Below are 18,778 nucleotides of genomic sequence, written 5' to 3' on the forward strand. Positions count from 1 at the left end.
AGTCATTTTCTTCTTTCTCTTCATTTTCTCTTCTTTTTTTAATCTTTTGTTCTTTGCCTATAGATTGTTAACCTGCCGGTTTTGGTGATGGCATATCTTTCCATTCGCGAAGATTTCTTCACCAAACCGCCATTAATCAGGACCTTCAAGTGTTTGTAGGCCATTGGTCTGGATATGCCAATTATCTTTCCAAGTTCCACGGCCTTTAACTCCTGTTCGGAGAGGAGTTCCAATATTCTGAGTCGGGTCTGGGATAAATCCATCTTTAAAATCGGGAGTCTAATGATTTTCTTCCCGTAACAGGTGTATAGTTCATCCACTTCTTCCAGATTGGCTACAAAATTTAAAAGTGGCCCAATTTCTCCACTGCCAAATGCCACCAACACTTTGCCATGCTTTTGTGCTCCTTTGATCACATCAGCGATTTTCTGGCAGGACTCCAGCATATCTTCGCTCTCAATTATTATTTCACCACCTTTCAGGAAAGATTCGAGTTCAGTCTTCTGTTTTTTGTTATCATGGAGACTTATCAATCCATCCGGTTGGGTCTTCATTGATGCGTTGAAAAGGCACTGGCCTCGCAGATTAGTTATAAGAGTTTTCATGCGCACACCTACATTTTATTTTATCATCTTACTATATAACTGTCTACTTCTAAAGTTACATGAAGCTGCTGTCTTTATAAGTAAGTGGGATTTACCTAGGCTTAACCAAAAATGGGGGAATTATAACGAGCGCATCAGAATTAATATCAGTGGAGAATCTGTCAACTCGACAGTTGAATGTGGAGATTAAGAAAGCTTTAGCTCAAGATAAATACAGAATAACCCTGGATAATCCTGGAAAATTGGATTCCATTGCTGTAGGTTTGAACTCTGGCGTAGATATACTACTAAGGGGAGATGTGGGGGACTTTGTAGGGGCCCTTAACAATGGTGCCTTCATCGAAATTGATGGTAGCACAGGTCGTTACGTCGGCGACAATATGACCTCCGGAGAAATTATAGTCAGGGGTTCTGCTGAAGACGGAGTGGGATTTGGAACTTACAACGGAACTATAGTAGTTTATGGTGATGCTGGAAACGCGGTAGGTCAGCTCAATAAGGGTGGAACCATAATTATTGACGGTAATATGGGAAACCTGGCGGGGCTGTACATGCTCAGTGGGGATATTATCGTCACCGGAAACGCCGGTGTGGATACCGGTGATTGGATGATTGGCGGCACCATATATGTGGCTGGAGACTTTGAGACCGGTGCCAACGGAGCCATTAATGAACTGGATGAGGATGATAAGTCCAAACTCTCAAAATTATTCTCACAATACGAAATCGAAGCAGATATTGACGGATTCAAAAAGATCGAACCCAAAGAGTTAAGACCTTTCTACGGGGGGAATTAAATGAAACAGATCCTTTTAACCAATTCTGAAAAGTGTGATGGCTGTAATGACTGTGTTGAAGCCTGTGCTAAAGTCAACGGGGAAAGCAGCATCTTCCTACACAAGATGACCGATGGATATCAGGCCATCCTGTGTCAGCAATGCATCAATCCATCCTGCATGCGCGGTTGCTTCCGAGATGCCATCTACCGGGAGAACGATGTTGTTCATATTGACCAGGACTCCTGCGTAGGCTGCCGGCTGTGTATGCTCATGTGTCCCATTGGCTGCATCACCCACACCGAAGACCAGATCCTGAAGTGCGAGCAACAGTGCCTCCAATCAGAAAATGATATCCCAGCTTGTGTTAAATCATGTTCTGAGGGCTGTTTAGAAGTGGTTGATGTTAAAGAGTTTGCCACAGGCTTGCAAAGAGGTTTCGAAATCGAGAACAACCTCACCAAACCTTCTTCTACTCGGGCTATGTCACCTTCTAATGACCTGGCCATTGCAACCCAGGGATTATGCGTATTCTGTGGAACCTGCGAAATTGTGTGCCCCACCAACGCCATAGAAATTGTGGGCGACCATGCAGAAATTGATAAAACCAAGTGTATAATGTGTGGATCGTGCACTGCAGCCTGTCCAGTACTTATACCAACTGGAGCAGGAAGTATATGGGATCCTAGGACCATTGCCGATATAAGATACACTTCCAAGGCAGGAAAATATGTATTGCGAGGTTTTGGAACCGAACGCAGATTACCAAACTTTGACGACATAATCATACTCCCTGCCCAGGCATCCATTGCACCGGTGGATAAATACCGGGAAGCCTGTAACACCAAAGTGGTTCTGGGAAGTCGGTACGCTGAAAATCCCTTGGAACTCGCGACTCCGGTTCTGATTGCCGGGATGTCCTTCGGAGCTCTCAGTGAGGAGTGTAAATTGGCCATGGCCAAGGGATCTTCTCTGGTAGGATCCTGTGCCAACACTGGAGAAGGAGGAATGCTGCCCCGAGAAAGGGAATATGCGGATAAACTGATGGTTCAATACTCATCCGGACGTTTCGGTGTTTCAGCAGACTATCTCAACGTGGCTGATGCCATTGAGGTAAAGATAGGTCAGGGGGCTAAGCCAGGTATGGGAGGACACCTTTTAGCAGAAAAGGTAAGTCCCAAGGTGGCTAAAATTAGGGGAATACCCATAGGAACCGATGCCCTTAGTCCAGCTCGGTTCCTGGATGCCACCCAGGACGGAGACCTGGCCAAACACATCGAACTGATAAGGGAAGTAACCGACTGGCAAGTACCTATTGTGGTCAAATTAGGACCAGGAAGAGTACACGAGGATGTGCAACTGGTGGCTGAAGCCGGAGCCGACGTGATCTCCGTGGATGGTATGGAAGGAGGAACCGGGGCGGCACCAGCAGTGGTTATCGAACACACGGGAATACCCACCCTGGCGGCCCTGATGGAAGCGGTACACGGCCTGGAGGAAATCGGAATGAAGGACACCGTGGACCTTATCATCACTGGTGGAATACGCAGTGGTGCCGACGTGGCCAAGGCCATGGCCCTGGGAGCAGATGCAGCTTACATCGGAACCGGAGCCATGATCGCCATGGGCTGTGTAGCCTGTCGTATGTGTTACACTGGAAAATGTCCTGTGGGGGTGGCCACCCAGGATCCAACCCTATGTGAGCGTCTGGATATAGACGTAGCGGCCATGAAGGTGGCTAACTACATTAAATCCATGACTGAGGAGACCAAGATGCTGGCCCAGCTTGCCGGTCATGATGACGTTCGTAAGTTCGAACCAGATGATCTGCGGGCTTTGAACTCGGATACTGCCACCATAACTGGTGTAAGGTTGACCGGGACTTAAATTGAAGGGAATTTATTTTTCCCCATTTTTTTTTATTTTTTAAGAAAAAATTATTTTTATATTGAGAATTGACTCTCTTAGTGTGCTGTTTAAGACATTAGTGGGATATTAAATAGTTAATCCGTATTTATTTAATTATAGGTACTAATTTACATTAAAAGGTAAAAAATAAACGGTAAATAATAAAAAAAAGAAAAAAATAGATTTTTTGCTGGTTTTATTCCACAGGTTCGTATTCTGCGCTTTCTGCAAAGATTAAAGCTACGGATCTACCTTGGAACATCAGTAGATAACCGTATCCTAATAAGAATACAAGGAAACCAATGAGAATGAACATCAGTATTCCTCCGACCAGACCAATGATAAGTCCTATTACGGTTAGAACTACCATTAGCACGATCCACCAGATGATATAATTTCCCCATCCAATTGCTCTGATTCGGTCGAGTATTTCGCTGTATCTCAAAGCTGCGCCGATCTCGCCATCGTAGTAGGCCATGTTAGCGATACCAACATAAGCAAATATGCTTATGATTATAGCGAGTAGAATTGCTATTATGAAGAAGAGCAGTGCAATCCCGTTAAATGCCACATTACTGAAATCTCCGGTTCCTGCGAATACAAATGCAAGCAGATAGAAGATTAGGGGTATTATTGAGTAAATTATACCAACAATTAAAATCTTTAGACCATCAATAAATAGTTCTCCAACATCGTCGAAATCTGGAATATCATCAATACCAGCTAAAGTTGATTTTATGATTCTTAAGTAATATCCAAGGGCGATAAAGTTTACAATCGGGATTATCAGGATAATTCCCAAAATAAGTAACTTTACCCAATCTTGAATGGGATATTGCAGAGAATCACTTATGTTTTCTCCAACATTCATTTTGTTTCACCTCAAAGGGTTTATTTACAATACGTTAATATGAAGGTCTTAAGGGATAAAAATTTCGGTTTTTCAAACTTAATAATAGTTTGACCTAGAAAGAAATGTTTGTAGAACTGAAGATCGTGTTAAAAATTTCATATTATTTATCGGCTTAAAAAACTAATTAAATTATAACAAAGAAGAATAGATTTTTGCTATCTGGATTAAAAGATGTATAAAATTACTGAAATAATCTAATATTCCAATTATTTTTTTGTAAATAATCCAGGGTCCATTGCTGATGCAATTATACTGATCTACTAGAAGCTTCCTGATCTCTCATTGGGCTATTAAATGATTTGAACAATTAAATGTTTAATAAAAACCCACCAGTTACTTAATTCGTAGATAAATTGCTAAATTATACTTTGATAAAGCTAAAGGATGAAATGGGATTTGATAGAAATTGTTTGGGATAATATAAATACTGCAGTGTAGATAACACATGACTTGAAGTACAAATTCAATAGTCAATATTATGTATAGCAGTGGAAAAAAACTTGCTATGATCTTAAAATTGAAAATAAGCTTTAATATCATTAATAGGTGAAATATATTGAAATGGCAATTCATCGTAGTAATCCTCCTGGCCATATTTGGAGTGTTCCTATTCTTCTCAGCCCTTTTAGGTCCAGTGGACCCGGTGGGAAGACTGGGATTTGTTAAATTCGCTAATCCGGACATGTTCCCGGGCCATCCTCACTCTGAAGTCTTAGCCCAGTATGGTCAACAGAGGGGATCTAAATGTGTCCTGGTAGTGCACTATGCTGGAGATTCGAACTACCGGCACTACACCGAGAACAACGTCACCATAATTGAATTGGCATTTGTAGATAAGGTTAACCGGGCTAAAACGGATATAGATTGGAATGACGTTCTACAGACGTTCATATACGGCATACCCAAGGACCGGTGGCAGTACAAAGCGGATGGTAAAGTATTTGATGACTACGACGAGGCCATGGCTTACGTTAAAAAAATAGCCAGACAGAAAGGTCAACAAGGCCCCATACCCATGGTTTACCATGGAACTGCCCGGGCAGGCAACCCCATTATCAACCAGGGATGTGGATTCCCATTATACGTCCAGATCTGCTGGTATGAGTACGGGCGATTCGCTGCTTACTACTACATCGTAAAGGGAATGATACAGCCCTATCTGAGTCTGCCCTATCGTACCTACGAATGGCTACATGCCTCGGAACTTCAGTATTATTACACCGAAGGCATGCTGGACTACGAATAAAGAAAAAATAAGAGAACTTATGGAGTATTTAGGGATTGTATCCGGGGGACTGGATATTCCCTGCAAGGATTAGATATTTCCCTGCATTATATTTTTATATACTAAGCCTCAGCATTAATATTACGGCGTTCAACCAGTTCTTCAATCAGTTCCTCCACCAGTTCCAGTGGGGCGGAGGTTTTTATCCCCGTGGGTGTGAAATGGGTGGGAGAAGCCATGTAACCCGCAGCTTTGAGTAGATCTAACAACTCCATCAGGGGGGGTGCACTTATTTTAAGCTTACTGCAGATGGTGTGAATTTCATAAAAAGTAGGGGGTGCCTTTGACTCTGCTTTACAGAGTTTTAAAAGTTTCATGGCATCTTTTCGGCGATTTAAGACTAATTTTTCACTTTTTTCAATCATTCCTGATATAAAATCAGAATCCTGTATATCCCCACACCACAGGGGACCAGCCACCCGCAGGGAATGTTCACAGCGAGGGCATCTGGCATCAACAAGGGGAGCCATACCATAAAAGACCTGACGGTTAAGGCAGCGGGGACAGTAGGCAATGTAACCCATATTATTCAGGGATTTATCAGTTTTTTTAGCCCCTTTACTGATGGTGGCATAGATACGCAGGTAATGTTCAGTGCTATGGGAGAACTTGAAGGTTAAAAACTTCTTATACCGGGCAAAAGACAGCGATAAAAACCCGGCCAGTATCCTCAAACCATTTTCATGACAATACTCAGTTTTAAGTGGTTTAGAGCCGTACTTCCTGATACAGGGTTCCGGGTAGGTGCCACACAGGGCCGAAGTGTCGGTGGCAGTCACAGCCAGCATACTATTCCGAGGAAGGTTTACTGCAGCCGAGTCTATGAAAGGAGAGGGAGTTCCAAAGGGATCAATATCTACCACGTTGAATTTGCCCTTACAAAGACGTAGAATCAGGTTAGCATCCTTCTGACAGACAGTGATGTTGTTTAAACCATTTTTTAGGGAATTATCCCTGGCCAGGGCCACTGCCCGGGGATTGACATCGTTTATCACCACCCCTTCTACCCCTGAAACCTCTTTCGCGTAGCGTATTCCTCTGATACCACTACCTCCAAAGGCATCACAGATACTTAAACCCTTCTCTATTTCGGATTTAAATTGCTGAATGGCCAGCACCGACAGATCCCGGTTTAATTCCATAACCGGATTGTAAAAAACCGGAGCCCGGGAGGATACTTTCTCGAAGGGGGGGATCCTGATTTTCACCTGTCCCTCATTTATAAGCACATGATCCATAAATTAAACCTCAAAACATCCATCTTATAATGTTTCCATTATACGCCTATTAAGAGTAATTATAATGTGAGTAATATTAATTAGTTTAGGAGTTGTTTCATGTTCCATTCACTCTACCTGGAAAATGCAAAAACCGGAAAAAACAACTGGTGGAGATATCTTTTCACCCTATTAGGTTCATTAGGGCTGGCGAGCATAGCCGCAGGACTAATAATAGCGCTTATAGTAGTTATTTACACTGTTCTTAATTACCCGGTAATTAGCCCGGATATGATAAATACTCTAATCTCCATCAACAACCCGCTATTTATAATTCTCATTACCGGAGTTACCTACGCCGTATCATTCTTTCTTTTCTACCTTTTTGTACGGTTTTTGCATCATAAGAACTTTAAAATGCTGGTAAACTATGGGGTGGGATTTCGTTGGAGGATGTTATTAAAGGGGGGCTTCATATGGTTCGTGATACTCTCATTACTGAGTTTCCCAGATTTTTTACTCAATCCTGGCGCATACCAGGTGTCCCTAAACTTTGAAGCCTTTTATCTACTGCTGGGTTTAAGTGCATTGGTCTTCCCGGTACAGGCTTCCTTTGAGGAATTACTATTCAGGGGGTACCTGATGCAGGGCATTAGTCTCATCTCCGAAAGGCCCATCATTCCCTTACTGCTCACATCAACCCTATTTGGGCTGGTACATTTTTTCAATGGAGCTAACCTCGATCAGAGCCTGTCCATAGTGGTTTCTACTTTCCTTATTGGTCTAATGCTGGGGATCATTGCCTTGGCCGATAATGGCCTGGAGACCGCCATGGGAGTACATATCGTAAACAACCTCTTCGTGGCATTGATATTTAACTCTGCAGACTCCGGCCTGCCAGGACTACCTTCACTCATCACCGCACCCGCTTCCAATCCATTTACAGGTATACCGTTCCTGATTCTAGCAGTAATTTTAATGTTAGTGGTCCTATACTGGAATCAGATGAGGAAATTAGGGGAAATCTTCGGAGCTAAGTAGATTATGGATTTAGTTACGATAATAAGACGCAATAGGTTCACAGGCCCTAAATTTTAACTTCATGAAACATTTTTTAAGGCAAAGAATTAGAATGTATGTATCCAAAAAACCGACAATTATGTATTTTTTTCCCTTAACGTTTTAAAATCTCTGTAAAGGGAGTTTGATTAAATTTGAGTGATATCATGATACCCATTGCTAAACCCCTAATTGGCGAAAAAGAAATAGAAGAAGTGGTTAAAGTATTAAAATCAGGAATGATAGCCCAGGGTCCACGGGTGGCCGAATTTGAGGAAAAATTTGCGGAATATGTAGGTGTGGATCATGCCGTAGCGACAAGTTCAGGCACCACCGCCCTGCATCTGGCCATGCTGGCGGCAGGAATAGGAAAAGGTGACGAGGTAATAACCACTCCTTTCAGTTTCGCCGCCACAGGTAATTGTGCATTATACGTTGGGGCTTGTCCGGTTTTTGTAGACATAAACCCCCTAACTTACAATTTAGATCCTTCTAAAATAGAAGAAGCCATCACCGATGAAACCAGGGCTATCTTACCGGTACATCTCTATGGGCAGCCAGCTCAGATGGATAAGATAAACCGTGTAGCCGGGGATAATGATCTGATGGTGATTGAAGACGCGGCCCAGGCTCATGGGGCCCTTTATAATAATAAAAAGACAGGATCCCTGGGTGATATGGGGTGTTTCAGTTTTTACCCTACCAAAAACATGACCACCAGCGAAGGGGGGATCATAACCACGAATAATCAGGAAATAGCCGATAGTGCTAGGATATTAAGAGCTCACGGTGAGAAAGAACGTTACAGCCACGTGGTTCTAGGCTACAACTTTCGTATGACTGACATAGCGGCAGCCATTGGTTTGGTGCAACTGGAGAAGCTGGATGATTTCAATGAAAGGCGTTTAGAAAATGCTGAATATTTAACCGAACACATAAAGGAAATACCGGGTATAGAACATCCTCATGTCCTGGAGGGGGTAAGACACGTGTTCCACCAGTACACTATACGGGTGGGTGGAGGTAAAAGGGATGAATTCATGAATTTTCTGAGTGGAAACGGTATCGGAACTGGAATCCATTACCCAATACCCATATACCAACAGAAATTATATCAGGACTTGAATTTTGATGCTGATTGTCCGGAAGCCGAAAAAGCGGCTCATGAAGTCTTATCCATACCTGTACATCCCAATTTAAGCGTTGAGGATGTTGAGAAAATAGTCAGCGTACTATCGGAAGCGGGAGATAAGCTGTTTTAAAAATTACGCAAAATTAAGGAATGTATTTTAAAAAATGCATGGAGGAGCTCCTTTGGGGGGGGTGATTATTGGATAATCACGAATGGAATTCCTCCAGCATGATGCCTTTAAGTAATAGGCAATTATTACTCAATGTTAAATTTGTATAAATACTTTTCGATTGAGCAAGCATGGACCATGAATATTGCATGAACCTCTTGATCTAAACTTTTTTATATTTCAAAGGAAACTGGGTGACTTGGTAAATGAATACTAAAAAATGGTTATGATTGGACAATTTTAGAAATATTTGGTGGGATTTAAGACGATGTAATACTTAATACCTTATTGAGATTTTATATTTTCATCTAGGTAAGTACTAAATAAGGGTTAAAGGAGAAATCTTAGACGCTTTTTATGAATTTTTTTATCAGTATGAAATAATAACATATACTTTAACTTAGGCCGATGGAATTAATATCAATTAACTATCTTAAAGGTATCTTAAAGGCCTAAGAAATGATTATATCTAAAGTTTCTCTTTAACGGCCATAACCTTCTGGGATAGTCCTTTATCCGCATCCCGACGGTCGTCTATTTTTATGCTGGTAGCCACCCTAAGAACTCCCTTCAGAAAAACGGCTTCATGGGCCTTTTTAATAGCATCAAAGAGTTCATCGGGATCTTCGCTTTCCAGTTGAGTCCCCATTCCACTTAATTCATATGTTATACCAGTTTCTTCCAGTGCAGATACTGCCGCAGCAATATAACCACTCAGGCTGGTTTCAGAGGTTCCTATGGGGATTATGGTCAGTTCCGCGCATATCATAGTTTTATTTATGTTAACTAGCCCATATATCATTTATGAGATCCCTGGACCGGGAAGTCTTCAACCAGGACCTTTTTAATAGGATAGAAAAGGTGATAACAGATTATTCACTTATAGGTCCTGATGATAAGGTTGCTGTAGCCCTTTCCGGTGGAAAAGACAGCGTACTAACTTTATATGCCCTTCATGGTTTTAAAGAAAAATTTAACTTTGAACTGGTGGCCATAGCCATTGATGAGGGCATATCCGGTTACCGGGCTGACGGGCTGCATATAGCACGTTTGCATGCTAGTAAATTGGGAATAGAACTTTTAGAAAAGTCGCTAAAAGAAGAAATGGACATCACCCTGGATCAGGCAGCTAATTTTCATCATACCGCCTGCATTCCCTGTGGAGTTTTCCGGCGTTACCTGTTAAACCAGACTGCCAGTGATTTAGGGGCAGACAAGCTGGCCACGGGTCATAACCTGGATGATGAGGTTCAATCATTTTTAATGAGTTTTGCTCGTGCCGACACCCGACGTTTTGCTAAATTCGGACCAAAACTGGACCGTATCCATCCCCGGATGATACCCCGCATCAAACCTTTATGGGAGATTCATGAGAAACAGGTGGGCCTCTGGGCGGTATTAAATGACCTTGAGGTTCACATGGCGGAATGTCCCTATGCTTACACTTCATTTCGATCTCACTTGAAGAATTTTCTTAATCAGCTGGAAGAAAAACGTCCCGGAACCAAGATGAATCTATTAAAATCCTTCCAGAAATCTTTCCAATTTAAAAAATCTCGGCTGAAGGTGGCTGATCTTCACGAATGTCAACGTTGTGGTGAACCATCATCATCCTTGCTATGCAAAGCCTGCGAAATAAGAGAAGAAATAACGGGGGATTAAATAATGAGGGATCAATAATTGGAGGATGAAATGTGAAGTTAGGTGTATTTTCATGACCAACTCTGGAGTTATCCTAAGTTAAGGAGTTAAATTGATGGAAACTCATCTCTGAACTTTATCGGCGGTGGTGAAATATGCCCCTCCATGAATCTCTTCCTGTAACTGTTGCACGATTTCTGACGCTTCCTGATGATTCTGAGCTTTTTTGATGATCCGCATATCTCTAACTTTAAGATTCTTACCGCAAACACATTTTTTTGTTTTAAAACCAGTTTTAGAGTAATTCACACGTCCACAAGTGCATCGGAAGATAATGTACATGATATTGGCCTATAGCTATTTTTTACAAAGATCTTCAATCACTGGATCTCTTTTAATCAATGATGATTGATAGGATTATCACCTTAAAATAGATTGAGCAACACAACTGTGAAGGATATTATAGGTCTAAAAGCCAATCAACTGATTAAACAGAGGTAATATAACGTTAGAGATGGATAGTAGGGTCCCGATTGTGCAGCCAATATTGGCACCCACTACTACCAGGAGCACCCGGAATAAACGGTTTCCCAATAGTTCTTTGAAGCTCTCACATTTACCCAACCCCCCGAGATCATCCATTGAGGCTCCCCTTAACTTGGCCTCAGCTATTCCGGCGAACCATCCCGCGGATAGAAGGGGGTGGATGGAGGTGATGGGGGCCACCAAAAAGGCAACCACTGCGGATAGGAGTCTGGATCCGGCCAGGAGGGAACCTGCAAATGAAAGTCCTCCTGTCAAGAGTACAAAGTGTAAAAGGTTCATCTGGATGTTGATCCCCTTTAGAAATGCCAGTAAGAAGATTATGATGATAATTACGGGTATTAGAAATAATATTAACTTGCCCACCGGAAATCCGGTTTTTTTAATCTGGTTTAGCTGGTATAGGGGAGGTATTTCCTGGGGATGTTCCAAGTAGTGCTGGATTCCTTCCTGGTGGCCAGCTCCCACCACTGCTACCACATCACCTTCCTGATTGAGTAGCATCTGCGCCATGTAAGCATCTCTTTCCTTCACCAAAACTTGATACGCCTTAGGGGACATTTTCTGGAAATATTCCATGACCTCCGCCAGAGCATCTCCCTCTTTAATACTTTCCAAGTCCTCCAGTTCATCATCCTTGCTGAAAAATGATCCCAGAATCCCGTAGAAAAATTTCAATTTCTCCCACAGGCTCATTTGATTCAAAGCCCTTTGCAGGGTTATTTGAATATCGCGGTCTATTAGGGCTATTTTGGCACCTACCTGTTCTGCAGATTCAATGGCCACTATCATTTCTGCACCCGGCTTCACACCAAGGTCGTCCCCGATCTTTTTCTGGAAATAGGATAAAAAGGCACTCACCAAAAAGAGGGTTAAATTATTCCCTTTGATAATTTCACTAATTTTGGGCTTCTTATTCTCTTCATTAACCCCATTTTTTTCGTTCATCAGATTATGATAACGGTTGGGGTCCAGTTCCACAGCCACTACGTCTGGTTCACCCTCCAGTATGGCTGTTCTAACCTCTTCCACGCTGGGTTGGGACACGTGGGCAGTTCCTATAATCTTAAGCTTTTCTGGTGGCATTTTTTCACTTCTGGGCTTCAATGACCCCATTCTGGTAAACTGGAACTAAGTCAGAGGCATCTCGTTTCAGGCAGAACTTGATGTCCTTCTCAAAGCCCAGTTGGCGGAGATTGGCCGCGGATAAAGATTCATGAACCGTTTTTTCTATTTTTTCAATGTCAGCACTGGCTAAGACAGAAGCCAACGCCATTTCATCTAGGGTGCAACTGCTTTGCAGGTGCGAAATTATTGCTCCTGCACCTAAAAAGTCTTCAATTGCAAATCTGCCGTTTACACCAGCCATAACCACTTCAATATGGTTATTAGCTTGTTCTAGGGCCTTCCTGGCTACAGACTTAGCGTTAATAAATGATCCTATCATGGGGATGCCCTTCATACTTCCCAGTATGCGGGTGCCATTGCTGGTAGTCAGGATCAGGGTTTTTCCCTGGAACTTCTTGATTTCAACGGGGGAATTTCCAGTGTCGAATCCTTTCACAGTTGCCCCTTCCCTTTCTCCAGCCAGGATGGCCTCTTGATGGGAAGCTAGACTTAAAGCCTCATCTATTTCTAGGACCGGGATGATTTCTTCAAAGCTTTCCAGAGCCACTGTGATGGTGGTACTGGCACGAAGTACATCCACCATTATAGAAACATCTTCAGAATACGAATTCTCTAAAGTTAGGGAAACATACATGGGTACACCAAAAATAGAAAGTTTAGGAAAAAAAAGTTTTTTGTTATATTTTCTCAGCAAAAGCAAATCGTCTTCTAACTGAAGTAATTCTGATTTTGACTTCCTCACCAACTTTAGTGTCCGGTACGAAGACTACGAAACCCTGGACACGGGTTATCCCGTCGCCTTCCTTACCTACATCTTCAATTTTAACTTCATACTCTTCGCCCTCTGCAATGGGGGCGGTCTGTTGAGTTTCATCTTCACCGTACAATTCAAATCACACCCTGAAGACCAAGATAATTTGATCTTGATAAGGACTGATCTTTCTATTATTGTATATAAATATTGTTGTAAGGTGTCTAAATGCTATTATTTCCTATTTTTAGGCTACATAAGGCTTGTTTTGCCAGGATCCAAGGAAGTTATATTATGACATTATGATATTCCCAGATAACTCCCTGAATAAAATTATGATATTTCCAATTAAACTCCCTGAATAATATATATAGTGTGCCATCTGTTGATCTATCATGAAAGTTGTCACCACACCCATGTGCAGGGGGGTTGTAGTACTGGCCGGAGTACCTGATTTCATAGTTTCCAGTGATCCCGATTCCACTGATGCCGATTTGGCGGTGGTATTATGGGAGACAAAAACCACTAAACCTTCATTGAAGGTCAAATTAAACACTTTCACCCAGATAAAGGATAGTATTCAGCATCTGGCTGATAAAATGGGAACATCTCCTCTTAAATTTAACCTGGACCATTATATCCCAATAAAAGGGGAGGAAAGGAAAAAAATAAAAGTTAAGGTTTACTCTATTTTTCTTAAAGAGATAGTTGCTGACATGGGTTTCACCCTGGTGGAAGATCAGGCCGATTTCATGGTATATCCTGATTATCTTCGTAAAAAAATATCTACTGAAATCAAAGCTGCAGGGGATAGGGCGATTGAGATTCCCTCCCATAAGAACGCGCCCATTGACCCTCTGGAAAGAGCTCACATGAGGTACAGTATCCTGGAGAAAAGATTATGTACGAGACTTTAACTTATACTGGCGGAGTACACAAGCATGAGGAGATGAATGAGCTTATTGAGGATCTTGGTGGGTTTGTACTTCAGGAAACCGTCAGTCAAATGGACCTGGTATTAACCCTGGCTGTTCCTTTGGAAGATGTGGAAAAAGTTCAAGAAAAGGCTAAAGAACTATTGGGAAAGGTACGGCTGGCCCCCATGGCTGGCACTGAACTGGCCATAGTCTCACCCACCCTGGCCCGGCAGCACCTCCCTCATTCAGCCTGTGACATCTCCGAATATTTACGGCGATTTGGAGCCAAGGATAATATGATCGGTCTGAAGAGAGGGGCTGGTAAGGGTATATCAAATATATCGGAAGAGGAAAAAAGGCTCATAGAGGAACATGACCTGGCGGTATTTGCCCTGGGAAGTTTCCGGGAGTGCATACTCAAAAAAACACATTTATTTGAGGATCTGGAAATACCGGTAGTGGTGACCGGGGCTCCAGAAATTGATGTCGATGATATTCCCGGTGCAGATGCCTACGTGAGTGGCTTGGGAAGAATACCCCGACGTTTAAAAAGAGGAGAAAATATCCGTGCCCTTAAGAAACTGGCGGAAGTGGTGGAGGAAATAATCAATAACCGGAGAATGGATATGGGCGATGATCCTCCTATTGTTCCCTCTATACTGGTTAAAACTGAGATAGAAAACCAAGTTTCGGCCATTAAGAAGGTTTATTCTCCGGCGCCAGTGGTAAGTCAGTTGGACGGAGTCCGGGTCAAACTGGATTATGACCAGTATCACGAAGAAATTGAAAATCTAATGGTTCAAGATTATCGCTTAGGTGATATAGCAGATATAAAGCGTTCTTTCATGTACAACTACATACTGGTCAAGCTTTTATCTGAAACCTCCTTGGTGGAACCTTTGGAACAGGAATCATCCCAAAAAGTCACGGCTAAATGATAACGTTCCTTAAGATCGGGAGCGATCTAAGATTGGTACTAACAATCTAAAACCATTGAGGACACCATGAAAAGGATTTTACAGGTCGCTGGGTTTGTGTCCGTTTTTTTCCTGGGACTTCTGATCCTGAATTACTACATTCTTCATACTCTGAGTAATCTGTTTGTTTTACCCGTAAACGGGTATTTTTACCTTCTGGTAGTTTTATCAGCGCTATTTTACCCTGTTGCTGCAGTTTTGGAACGTATCCTGTCGGACCGGCTCAGCGGCATATTCTATACCCTGGCTGCCTCCTGGGTAGGGGTTTCATTCTTTTTACTGTGGGGTATTGTAATATATCAGATACTTGGCCTATTTTATGAGTTACCCACCATGCTGGCCGGAGCAGTAATTGTCTCTTCAACGGCCTTAGTCAGTGGGTTTTCAATCTATAATGCATTTTGGTTAAAAATTAAAGAATTTAGCCTTCCTTTACCGGGTTTAAGCCGGGAAATGCGGGTAGTTCAGTTGAGTGATGTTCACCTGGGCCCTATTAGGAACCATTCTTTCCTGGGGGATGTAGTTGCAAAGTGCAACCGACTAAATCCGGACGTAGTATTCATAACCGGGGACCTGTTCGATGGCAGTTCCCAGATAGATGAGAGGATCATAAAAGCACTTAACCAGTTTAAATCCCCGGTTTTCTTTACTCCAGGAAATCATGACTACTTTCAGGGCTTAAGTGAGGTTTGCAACGCCATATCCCTCACTCCAATTCAATTGTTGCGCAACAAAGTGGTGCAATTTGGTGAACTGCAGGTGGTGGGTGTAGATTACTCCTACCACAGTGGATATCTTAAAAATACACTAGATGAATTGGAGATTGACAAAAATAAACCCACAATACTTCTCTATCACTTGCCTGATGATTTTGATGTGGCCAGAGCGGCCGGTGTGGATCTGCAACTTTCCGGCCACACTCATCAAGGCCAGTTTTTTCCCTTCAATTTCCTGGTAAAATTAAGATTCCCCTATTTAGGTGGATTTTATAATAATGGCAGTTCTTTTTTACATGTTTCACCAGGAACTGGGACCTGGGGCCCACCTATGCGGTGGGGGTCTCGTTGTGAGGTGACTTTGCTGCTTCTGAAGCCAATTTGATGGATATGAATTTTCTGAATACTCTCGGGATTCTTAATATAATCTCTGTATTCTAATTATTCTTCGCTGGATTTAGAATAGTCACTACTATTATTACACACAACGTTAGCACGGTTAACATTATTTTATACATTTATATCACTTTTTATACCTATTTAAGGTTATTTAAGGTTTAAAACGTCTTATTTACAAAAAGCCACTAAAGTATTGAATTTAATTCGAAGAGTTGAAAAGAAAGGATTAAACCTAATTCACTCCACACAGGGGAGTTTCACATTGGGGGCATGTGGTATTTTTACAGGGGACTCCCCGTTTTTTGCGAGATTCATATCCACAGTTCGGGCATTTACAAACTAGGGGTGGGCCGGCTCCCATTCCTTGGCCACCATAGGATTTTCTTAGAATCAATGTTGGGTCGGTTCTTTCGGGGTGAAGATCATCATTAATAAGTTTTATATCTTCAGACTGACAGTCAGGACAATTATGATATTCTTTTCCAGAATTCAACCATTTAAATCCACATATGGCGCATATGTACCGTTCTTTGTCTGTTATAAAATCATCTCCGATGATGGTAATGGGGGTTCCCTCTATTAAAGCTTTAGATATCTTCTTACGGGCAGAACTCAATATCCGGTGAAAGGTGGGTTGCGAAATTCCCATTACCTCTGCAGATCTTTTCTGCTGGATATTATGATAGTCTCGGAGCCTTATTGCTTCGAATTCGTCTATTGTTATTTTTACAGACTCTAAAGAATCCATATTGGTACCTTCAGGTTTGAAACAGCGAATTTGAGGTTCTTCCAATATCCTCCTTAACCTTCTGGGTCTTGACATAAGCGAATATATATTCAAAAATGTTTATAAACATTCGGCCATTTGGAAAAATTCAAACTTTATATAGTAGTTATGAATATATATTCATAATAGTTATGTACGTTAGAACTGAATTTGGAGTGGATCATATGGCTGATAAAAAGAGCTACAAATGCAATAAATGCGGATTTGAATGGCACAGTCCTCAAAAAACCTATACAAAGTGTCCTGACTGTGGATCTGAAGATATTAACACTATAAGTGCTGGGGATAACCCACAAAGACCAGTAGGACAGCCAGGGCAAGGAAGAAGAAGGGGATATGGTGGATCGGGCATTGGTGCCGGACCTCCCAGTAAATGTAAGTGTACTCAGTGTGGATACGAAACGGTAAAAACTCCCGGAGTCCCCTGTAGGACATCAAACTGCCCAGAGTGTGGCGCACCATTGTGTGGTGCCAATTAAGGAGAGATGACTATGACTGTTATATGTGTCCCCATAATGGATAATCAAGGTATTTCATCTCCTATTTCCCAACACTTTGGAAAAACACCTTACTTTGCATTAATTACTTTTGAAAATGATGAAATTAAAGATATAGAGATAGTGGAAAGCTTAGGAAGGCATGCGGGAGGTACCATGACTCCTGCCGAGGCGGTGGCCAACACCAAAGCCAACATATTATTATGTGGAAATCTTGGTTCCAAAGCCATCCGGATGCTGGGAGAAAAAGGAATTGTTGTTTATGTTGGGGCATCAGGCACGGTTGAAAACGCATTTGAACAATTACAAAGTGGAATGTTGAATTTAGCCGATGATAGTGCTGGCTGTAGTGGTGGTCATTGATACCAATACTGAAAGATGCCAATCCTGAAATAGAATTTACTGAGAAAGGATGAATTTTCAGCAGAATATCGGAATAATTCATATTATGAGCCTATCTGATAATTGGAAAGCTTTTCATTTAATAAGTAGGTTGAAGTGGAAAAATGGAGTCTGATGAAAATAAAGAAAATGAACGTAAAATAGCAATTATGGAAGAAGATATTGCTATCACGAAAAATATGGCCCAAATAAAGCATAAAATTGCTGTTATGAGTGGGAAAGGTGGGGTTGGTAAATCCACCGTTTCTGTAAATCTGGCCGTAGCATTCAATCAGAAGGGTTATCATACTGGTATTTTAGATGCTGATTTCCACGGCCCCAATGTCCCCCTGATGTTGGGAGTGGAGGGAAAACATCTTGATGCTGATGAAAGAGGAATTTTACCAGTATTAACCAAAGAGAACATCAAGGTCATGTCGGTAGCATTTTTACTACCCTCAAAAGATTCTCCCGTAATATGGAGGGGTCCCAAGAAGACCGGCGCCTTAAGGCAATTCCTGGGGCATGTAGCCTGGGATGAACTGGATCTGTTGATTGTGGACAACCCTCCTGGCACGGGAGATGAGCCCCTGACGGTTTTACAGTCCATACCATTCTTGGACGGGATTGTGATTGTCACCACACCCTCCCCGGTGGCTCTGGAAGATGTTGAGAAGTGTGTGTCCATGGCCAAATCATTAAACATCCCGGTGATTGGGATTATAGAAAATATGGCTGGATTTGTATGCCCTAAATGTGGTGAAGAGAGTTTTATTTTTGGCAGTGGCGGTGGAGAGAGGATTGCCACTAAGATGGAGATTCCTTTCCTGGGAAAATTGCCCATAGACCTCGGAAATGTCTCTGATTCAGATGAAGACATGCACATCATTACCCAAAATAATAATTCTTTATTCTCGCAGAGAATAATGGAAATTGTGGACAAAATCGAAGAACATATAAAAAAGAGGAGTGATTGA

21 protein-coding genes are annotated in these 18,778 nt (G+C 42.1%); 12 read left to right on the forward strand and 9 right to left on the reverse strand.

Annotation, left to right across the window (positions count from 1 at the left end; all coding sequences use genetic code 11):
• Positions 1-38: 38 nt before the first annotated feature.
• Positions 39-605 (reverse strand): winged helix-turn-helix domain-containing protein, encoded by a 567-nt coding sequence (locus FGU46_RS06465; RefSeq protein WP_286472914.1) that lies wholly within the window; start codon positions 603-605, stop codon positions 39-41.
• Positions 606-754: 149 nt separating this feature from the next.
• Here FGU46_RS06465 and FGU46_RS06470 point away from each other — a divergent pair, with 149 nt between their 5' ends.
• On the forward strand, positions 755-1,402 hold the full coding sequence (locus tag FGU46_RS06470) for a GltB/FmdC/FwdC-like GXGXG domain-containing protein (RefSeq protein ID WP_286472917.1): 648 nt from the start codon (positions 755-757) through the stop codon (positions 1,400-1,402).
• On the forward strand, positions 1,403-3,268 hold the full coding sequence (locus tag FGU46_RS06475; RefSeq protein ID WP_286472958.1) for a glutamate synthase-related protein: 1,866 nt from the start codon (positions 1,403-1,405) through the stop codon (positions 3,266-3,268).
• Positions 3,269-3,485: 217 nt separating this feature from the next.
• Here the strand turns inward: FGU46_RS06475 and FGU46_RS06480 are convergent, their stop codons facing one another.
• Positions 3,486-4,160 (reverse strand): DUF4013 domain-containing protein, encoded by a 675-nt coding sequence (locus tag FGU46_RS06480; RefSeq protein WP_286472961.1) that lies wholly within the window; start codon positions 4,158-4,160, stop codon positions 3,486-3,488.
• Positions 4,161-4,758: 598 nt separating this feature from the next.
• Here FGU46_RS06480 and FGU46_RS06485 point away from each other — a divergent pair.
• Positions 4,759-5,448 carry a hypothetical protein gene (locus FGU46_RS06485; protein WP_286472967.1) on the forward strand — a complete coding sequence of 230 codons (690 nt, stop codon included), beginning with the start codon at positions 4,759-4,761 and terminating at the stop codon, positions 5,446-5,448.
• A gap of 101 nt (positions 5,449-5,549) precedes the next feature.
• Here FGU46_RS06485 and FGU46_RS06490 read toward each other — a convergent pair whose 3' ends face one another.
• Positions 5,550-6,725 carry a tRNA (guanine(10)-N(2))-dimethyltransferase gene (locus tag FGU46_RS06490; protein WP_286472968.1) on the reverse strand — a complete coding sequence of 392 codons (1,176 nt, stop codon included), beginning with the start codon at positions 6,723-6,725 and terminating at the stop codon, positions 5,550-5,552.
• 99 nt (positions 6,726-6,824) lie between these two features.
• Here FGU46_RS06490 and FGU46_RS06495 point away from each other — a divergent pair, with 99 nt between their 5' ends.
• Positions 6,825-7,745 (forward strand): CPBP family intramembrane glutamic endopeptidase, encoded by a 921-nt coding sequence (locus FGU46_RS06495; RefSeq protein ID WP_286472969.1) that lies wholly within the window; start codon positions 6,825-6,827, stop codon positions 7,743-7,745.
• 185 nt (positions 7,746-7,930) lie between these two features.
• The gene (locus FGU46_RS06500; RefSeq protein WP_286472974.1) at positions 7,931-9,025 is read left to right on the forward strand and encodes a DegT/DnrJ/EryC1/StrS family aminotransferase; all 1,095 of its coding nucleotides are present in this window, start codon (positions 7,931-7,933) and stop codon (positions 9,023-9,025) included.
• Between the two features lie 508 nt (positions 9,026-9,533).
• On the opposite strand, the gene FGU46_RS06505 is transcribed toward FGU46_RS06500, so the two are convergent.
• On the reverse strand, positions 9,534-9,833 hold the full coding sequence (locus FGU46_RS06505) for an MTH1187 family thiamine-binding protein (protein WP_286472976.1): 300 nt from the start codon (positions 9,831-9,833) through the stop codon (positions 9,534-9,536).
• A gap of 35 nt (positions 9,834-9,868) precedes the next feature.
• Here FGU46_RS06505 and FGU46_RS06510 point away from each other — a divergent pair, with 35 nt between their 5' ends.
• Complete coding sequence (locus tag FGU46_RS06510; protein WP_286472981.1) at positions 9,869-10,726, forward strand: TIGR00269 family protein; 858 nt, start codon at positions 9,869-9,871, stop codon at positions 10,724-10,726.
• Between the two features lie 102 nt (positions 10,727-10,828).
• Here FGU46_RS06510 and FGU46_RS06515 read toward each other — a convergent pair whose 3' ends face one another.
• The 4 genes from FGU46_RS06515 to FGU46_RS06530 all read right to left on the reverse strand — a co-directional run bounded on the left by FGU46_RS06515 (position 10,829) and on the right by FGU46_RS06530 (position 13,263).
• Positions 10,829-11,047, reverse strand: a complete 219-nt coding sequence (locus FGU46_RS06515; protein ID WP_286472984.1) for a DUF1922 domain-containing protein — start codon at positions 11,045-11,047, stop codon at positions 10,829-10,831.
• 126 nt (positions 11,048-11,173) lie between these two features.
• Entirely contained in the window at positions 11,174-12,334 is a 1,161-nt protein-coding gene (locus tag FGU46_RS06520; protein WP_286472986.1) for a TraB/GumN family protein, read from the reverse strand.
• Positions 12,335-12,338: 4 nt separating this feature from the next.
• Positions 12,339-13,010 (reverse strand): 2-phosphosulfolactate phosphatase, encoded by a 672-nt coding sequence (gene comB / locus FGU46_RS06525; RefSeq protein WP_286472987.1) that lies wholly within the window; start codon positions 13,008-13,010, stop codon positions 12,339-12,341.
• Between the two features lie 43 nt (positions 13,011-13,053).
• Positions 13,054-13,263 (reverse strand): TRAM domain-containing protein, encoded by a 210-nt coding sequence (locus FGU46_RS06530; RefSeq protein ID WP_286472990.1) that lies wholly within the window; start codon positions 13,261-13,263, stop codon positions 13,054-13,056.
• A 259-nt stretch (positions 13,264-13,522) separates the two neighbouring features.
• Between FGU46_RS06530 and FGU46_RS06535 the strand changes: the two genes are divergently transcribed.
• The 3 genes from FGU46_RS06535 (at position 13,523) to FGU46_RS06545 (ending at position 16,122) form a co-directional block, all read left to right on the forward strand.
• Positions 13,523-14,044 carry a hypothetical protein gene (locus FGU46_RS06535; protein ID WP_286472991.1) on the forward strand — a complete coding sequence of 174 codons (522 nt, stop codon included), beginning with the start codon at positions 13,523-13,525 and terminating at the stop codon, positions 14,042-14,044.
• Positions 14,029-14,982 (forward strand): methanogenesis marker 7 protein, encoded by a 954-nt coding sequence (locus tag FGU46_RS06540; protein ID WP_286472995.1) that lies wholly within the window; start codon positions 14,029-14,031, stop codon positions 14,980-14,982. Before FGU46_RS06535 ends, FGU46_RS06540 begins: the two co-directional genes overlap by 16 nt.
• Before the next feature lie 66 nt (positions 14,983-15,048).
• Entirely contained in the window at positions 15,049-16,122 is a 1,074-nt protein-coding gene (locus FGU46_RS06545) for a metallophosphoesterase (protein ID WP_286473001.1), read from the forward strand.
• A 246-nt stretch (positions 16,123-16,368) separates the two neighbouring features.
• Here FGU46_RS06545 and FGU46_RS06550 read toward each other — a convergent pair whose 3' ends face one another.
• Positions 16,369-16,959 carry a DUF134 domain-containing protein gene (locus FGU46_RS06550; RefSeq protein WP_286473004.1) on the reverse strand — a complete coding sequence of 197 codons (591 nt, stop codon included), beginning with the start codon at positions 16,957-16,959 and terminating at the stop codon, positions 16,369-16,371.
• A 95-nt stretch (positions 16,960-17,054) separates the two neighbouring features.
• Between FGU46_RS06550 and FGU46_RS06555 the strand changes: the two genes are divergently transcribed.
• From FGU46_RS06555 to FGU46_RS06565, 3 genes are all read left to right on the forward strand, one after another.
• Entirely contained in the window at positions 17,055-17,402 is a 348-nt protein-coding gene (locus FGU46_RS06555) for a hypothetical protein (protein ID WP_286473006.1), read from the forward strand.
• A 12-nt stretch (positions 17,403-17,414) separates the two neighbouring features.
• On the forward strand, positions 17,415-17,783 hold the full coding sequence (locus FGU46_RS06560) for a NifB/NifX family molybdenum-iron cluster-binding protein (RefSeq protein ID WP_286473007.1): 369 nt from the start codon (positions 17,415-17,417) through the stop codon (positions 17,781-17,783).
• 143 nt (positions 17,784-17,926) lie between these two features.
• Positions 17,927-18,778, forward strand: a complete 852-nt coding sequence (locus FGU46_RS06565; RefSeq protein ID WP_286473010.1) for an Mrp/NBP35 family ATP-binding protein — start codon at positions 17,927-17,929, stop codon at positions 18,776-18,778.

This window comes from Methanobacterium sp. CWC-01 (genome assembly GCF_030323845.1).
GTDB lineage: Archaea > Methanobacteriota > Methanobacteria > Methanobacteriales > Methanobacteriaceae > Methanobacterium > Methanobacterium aridiramus.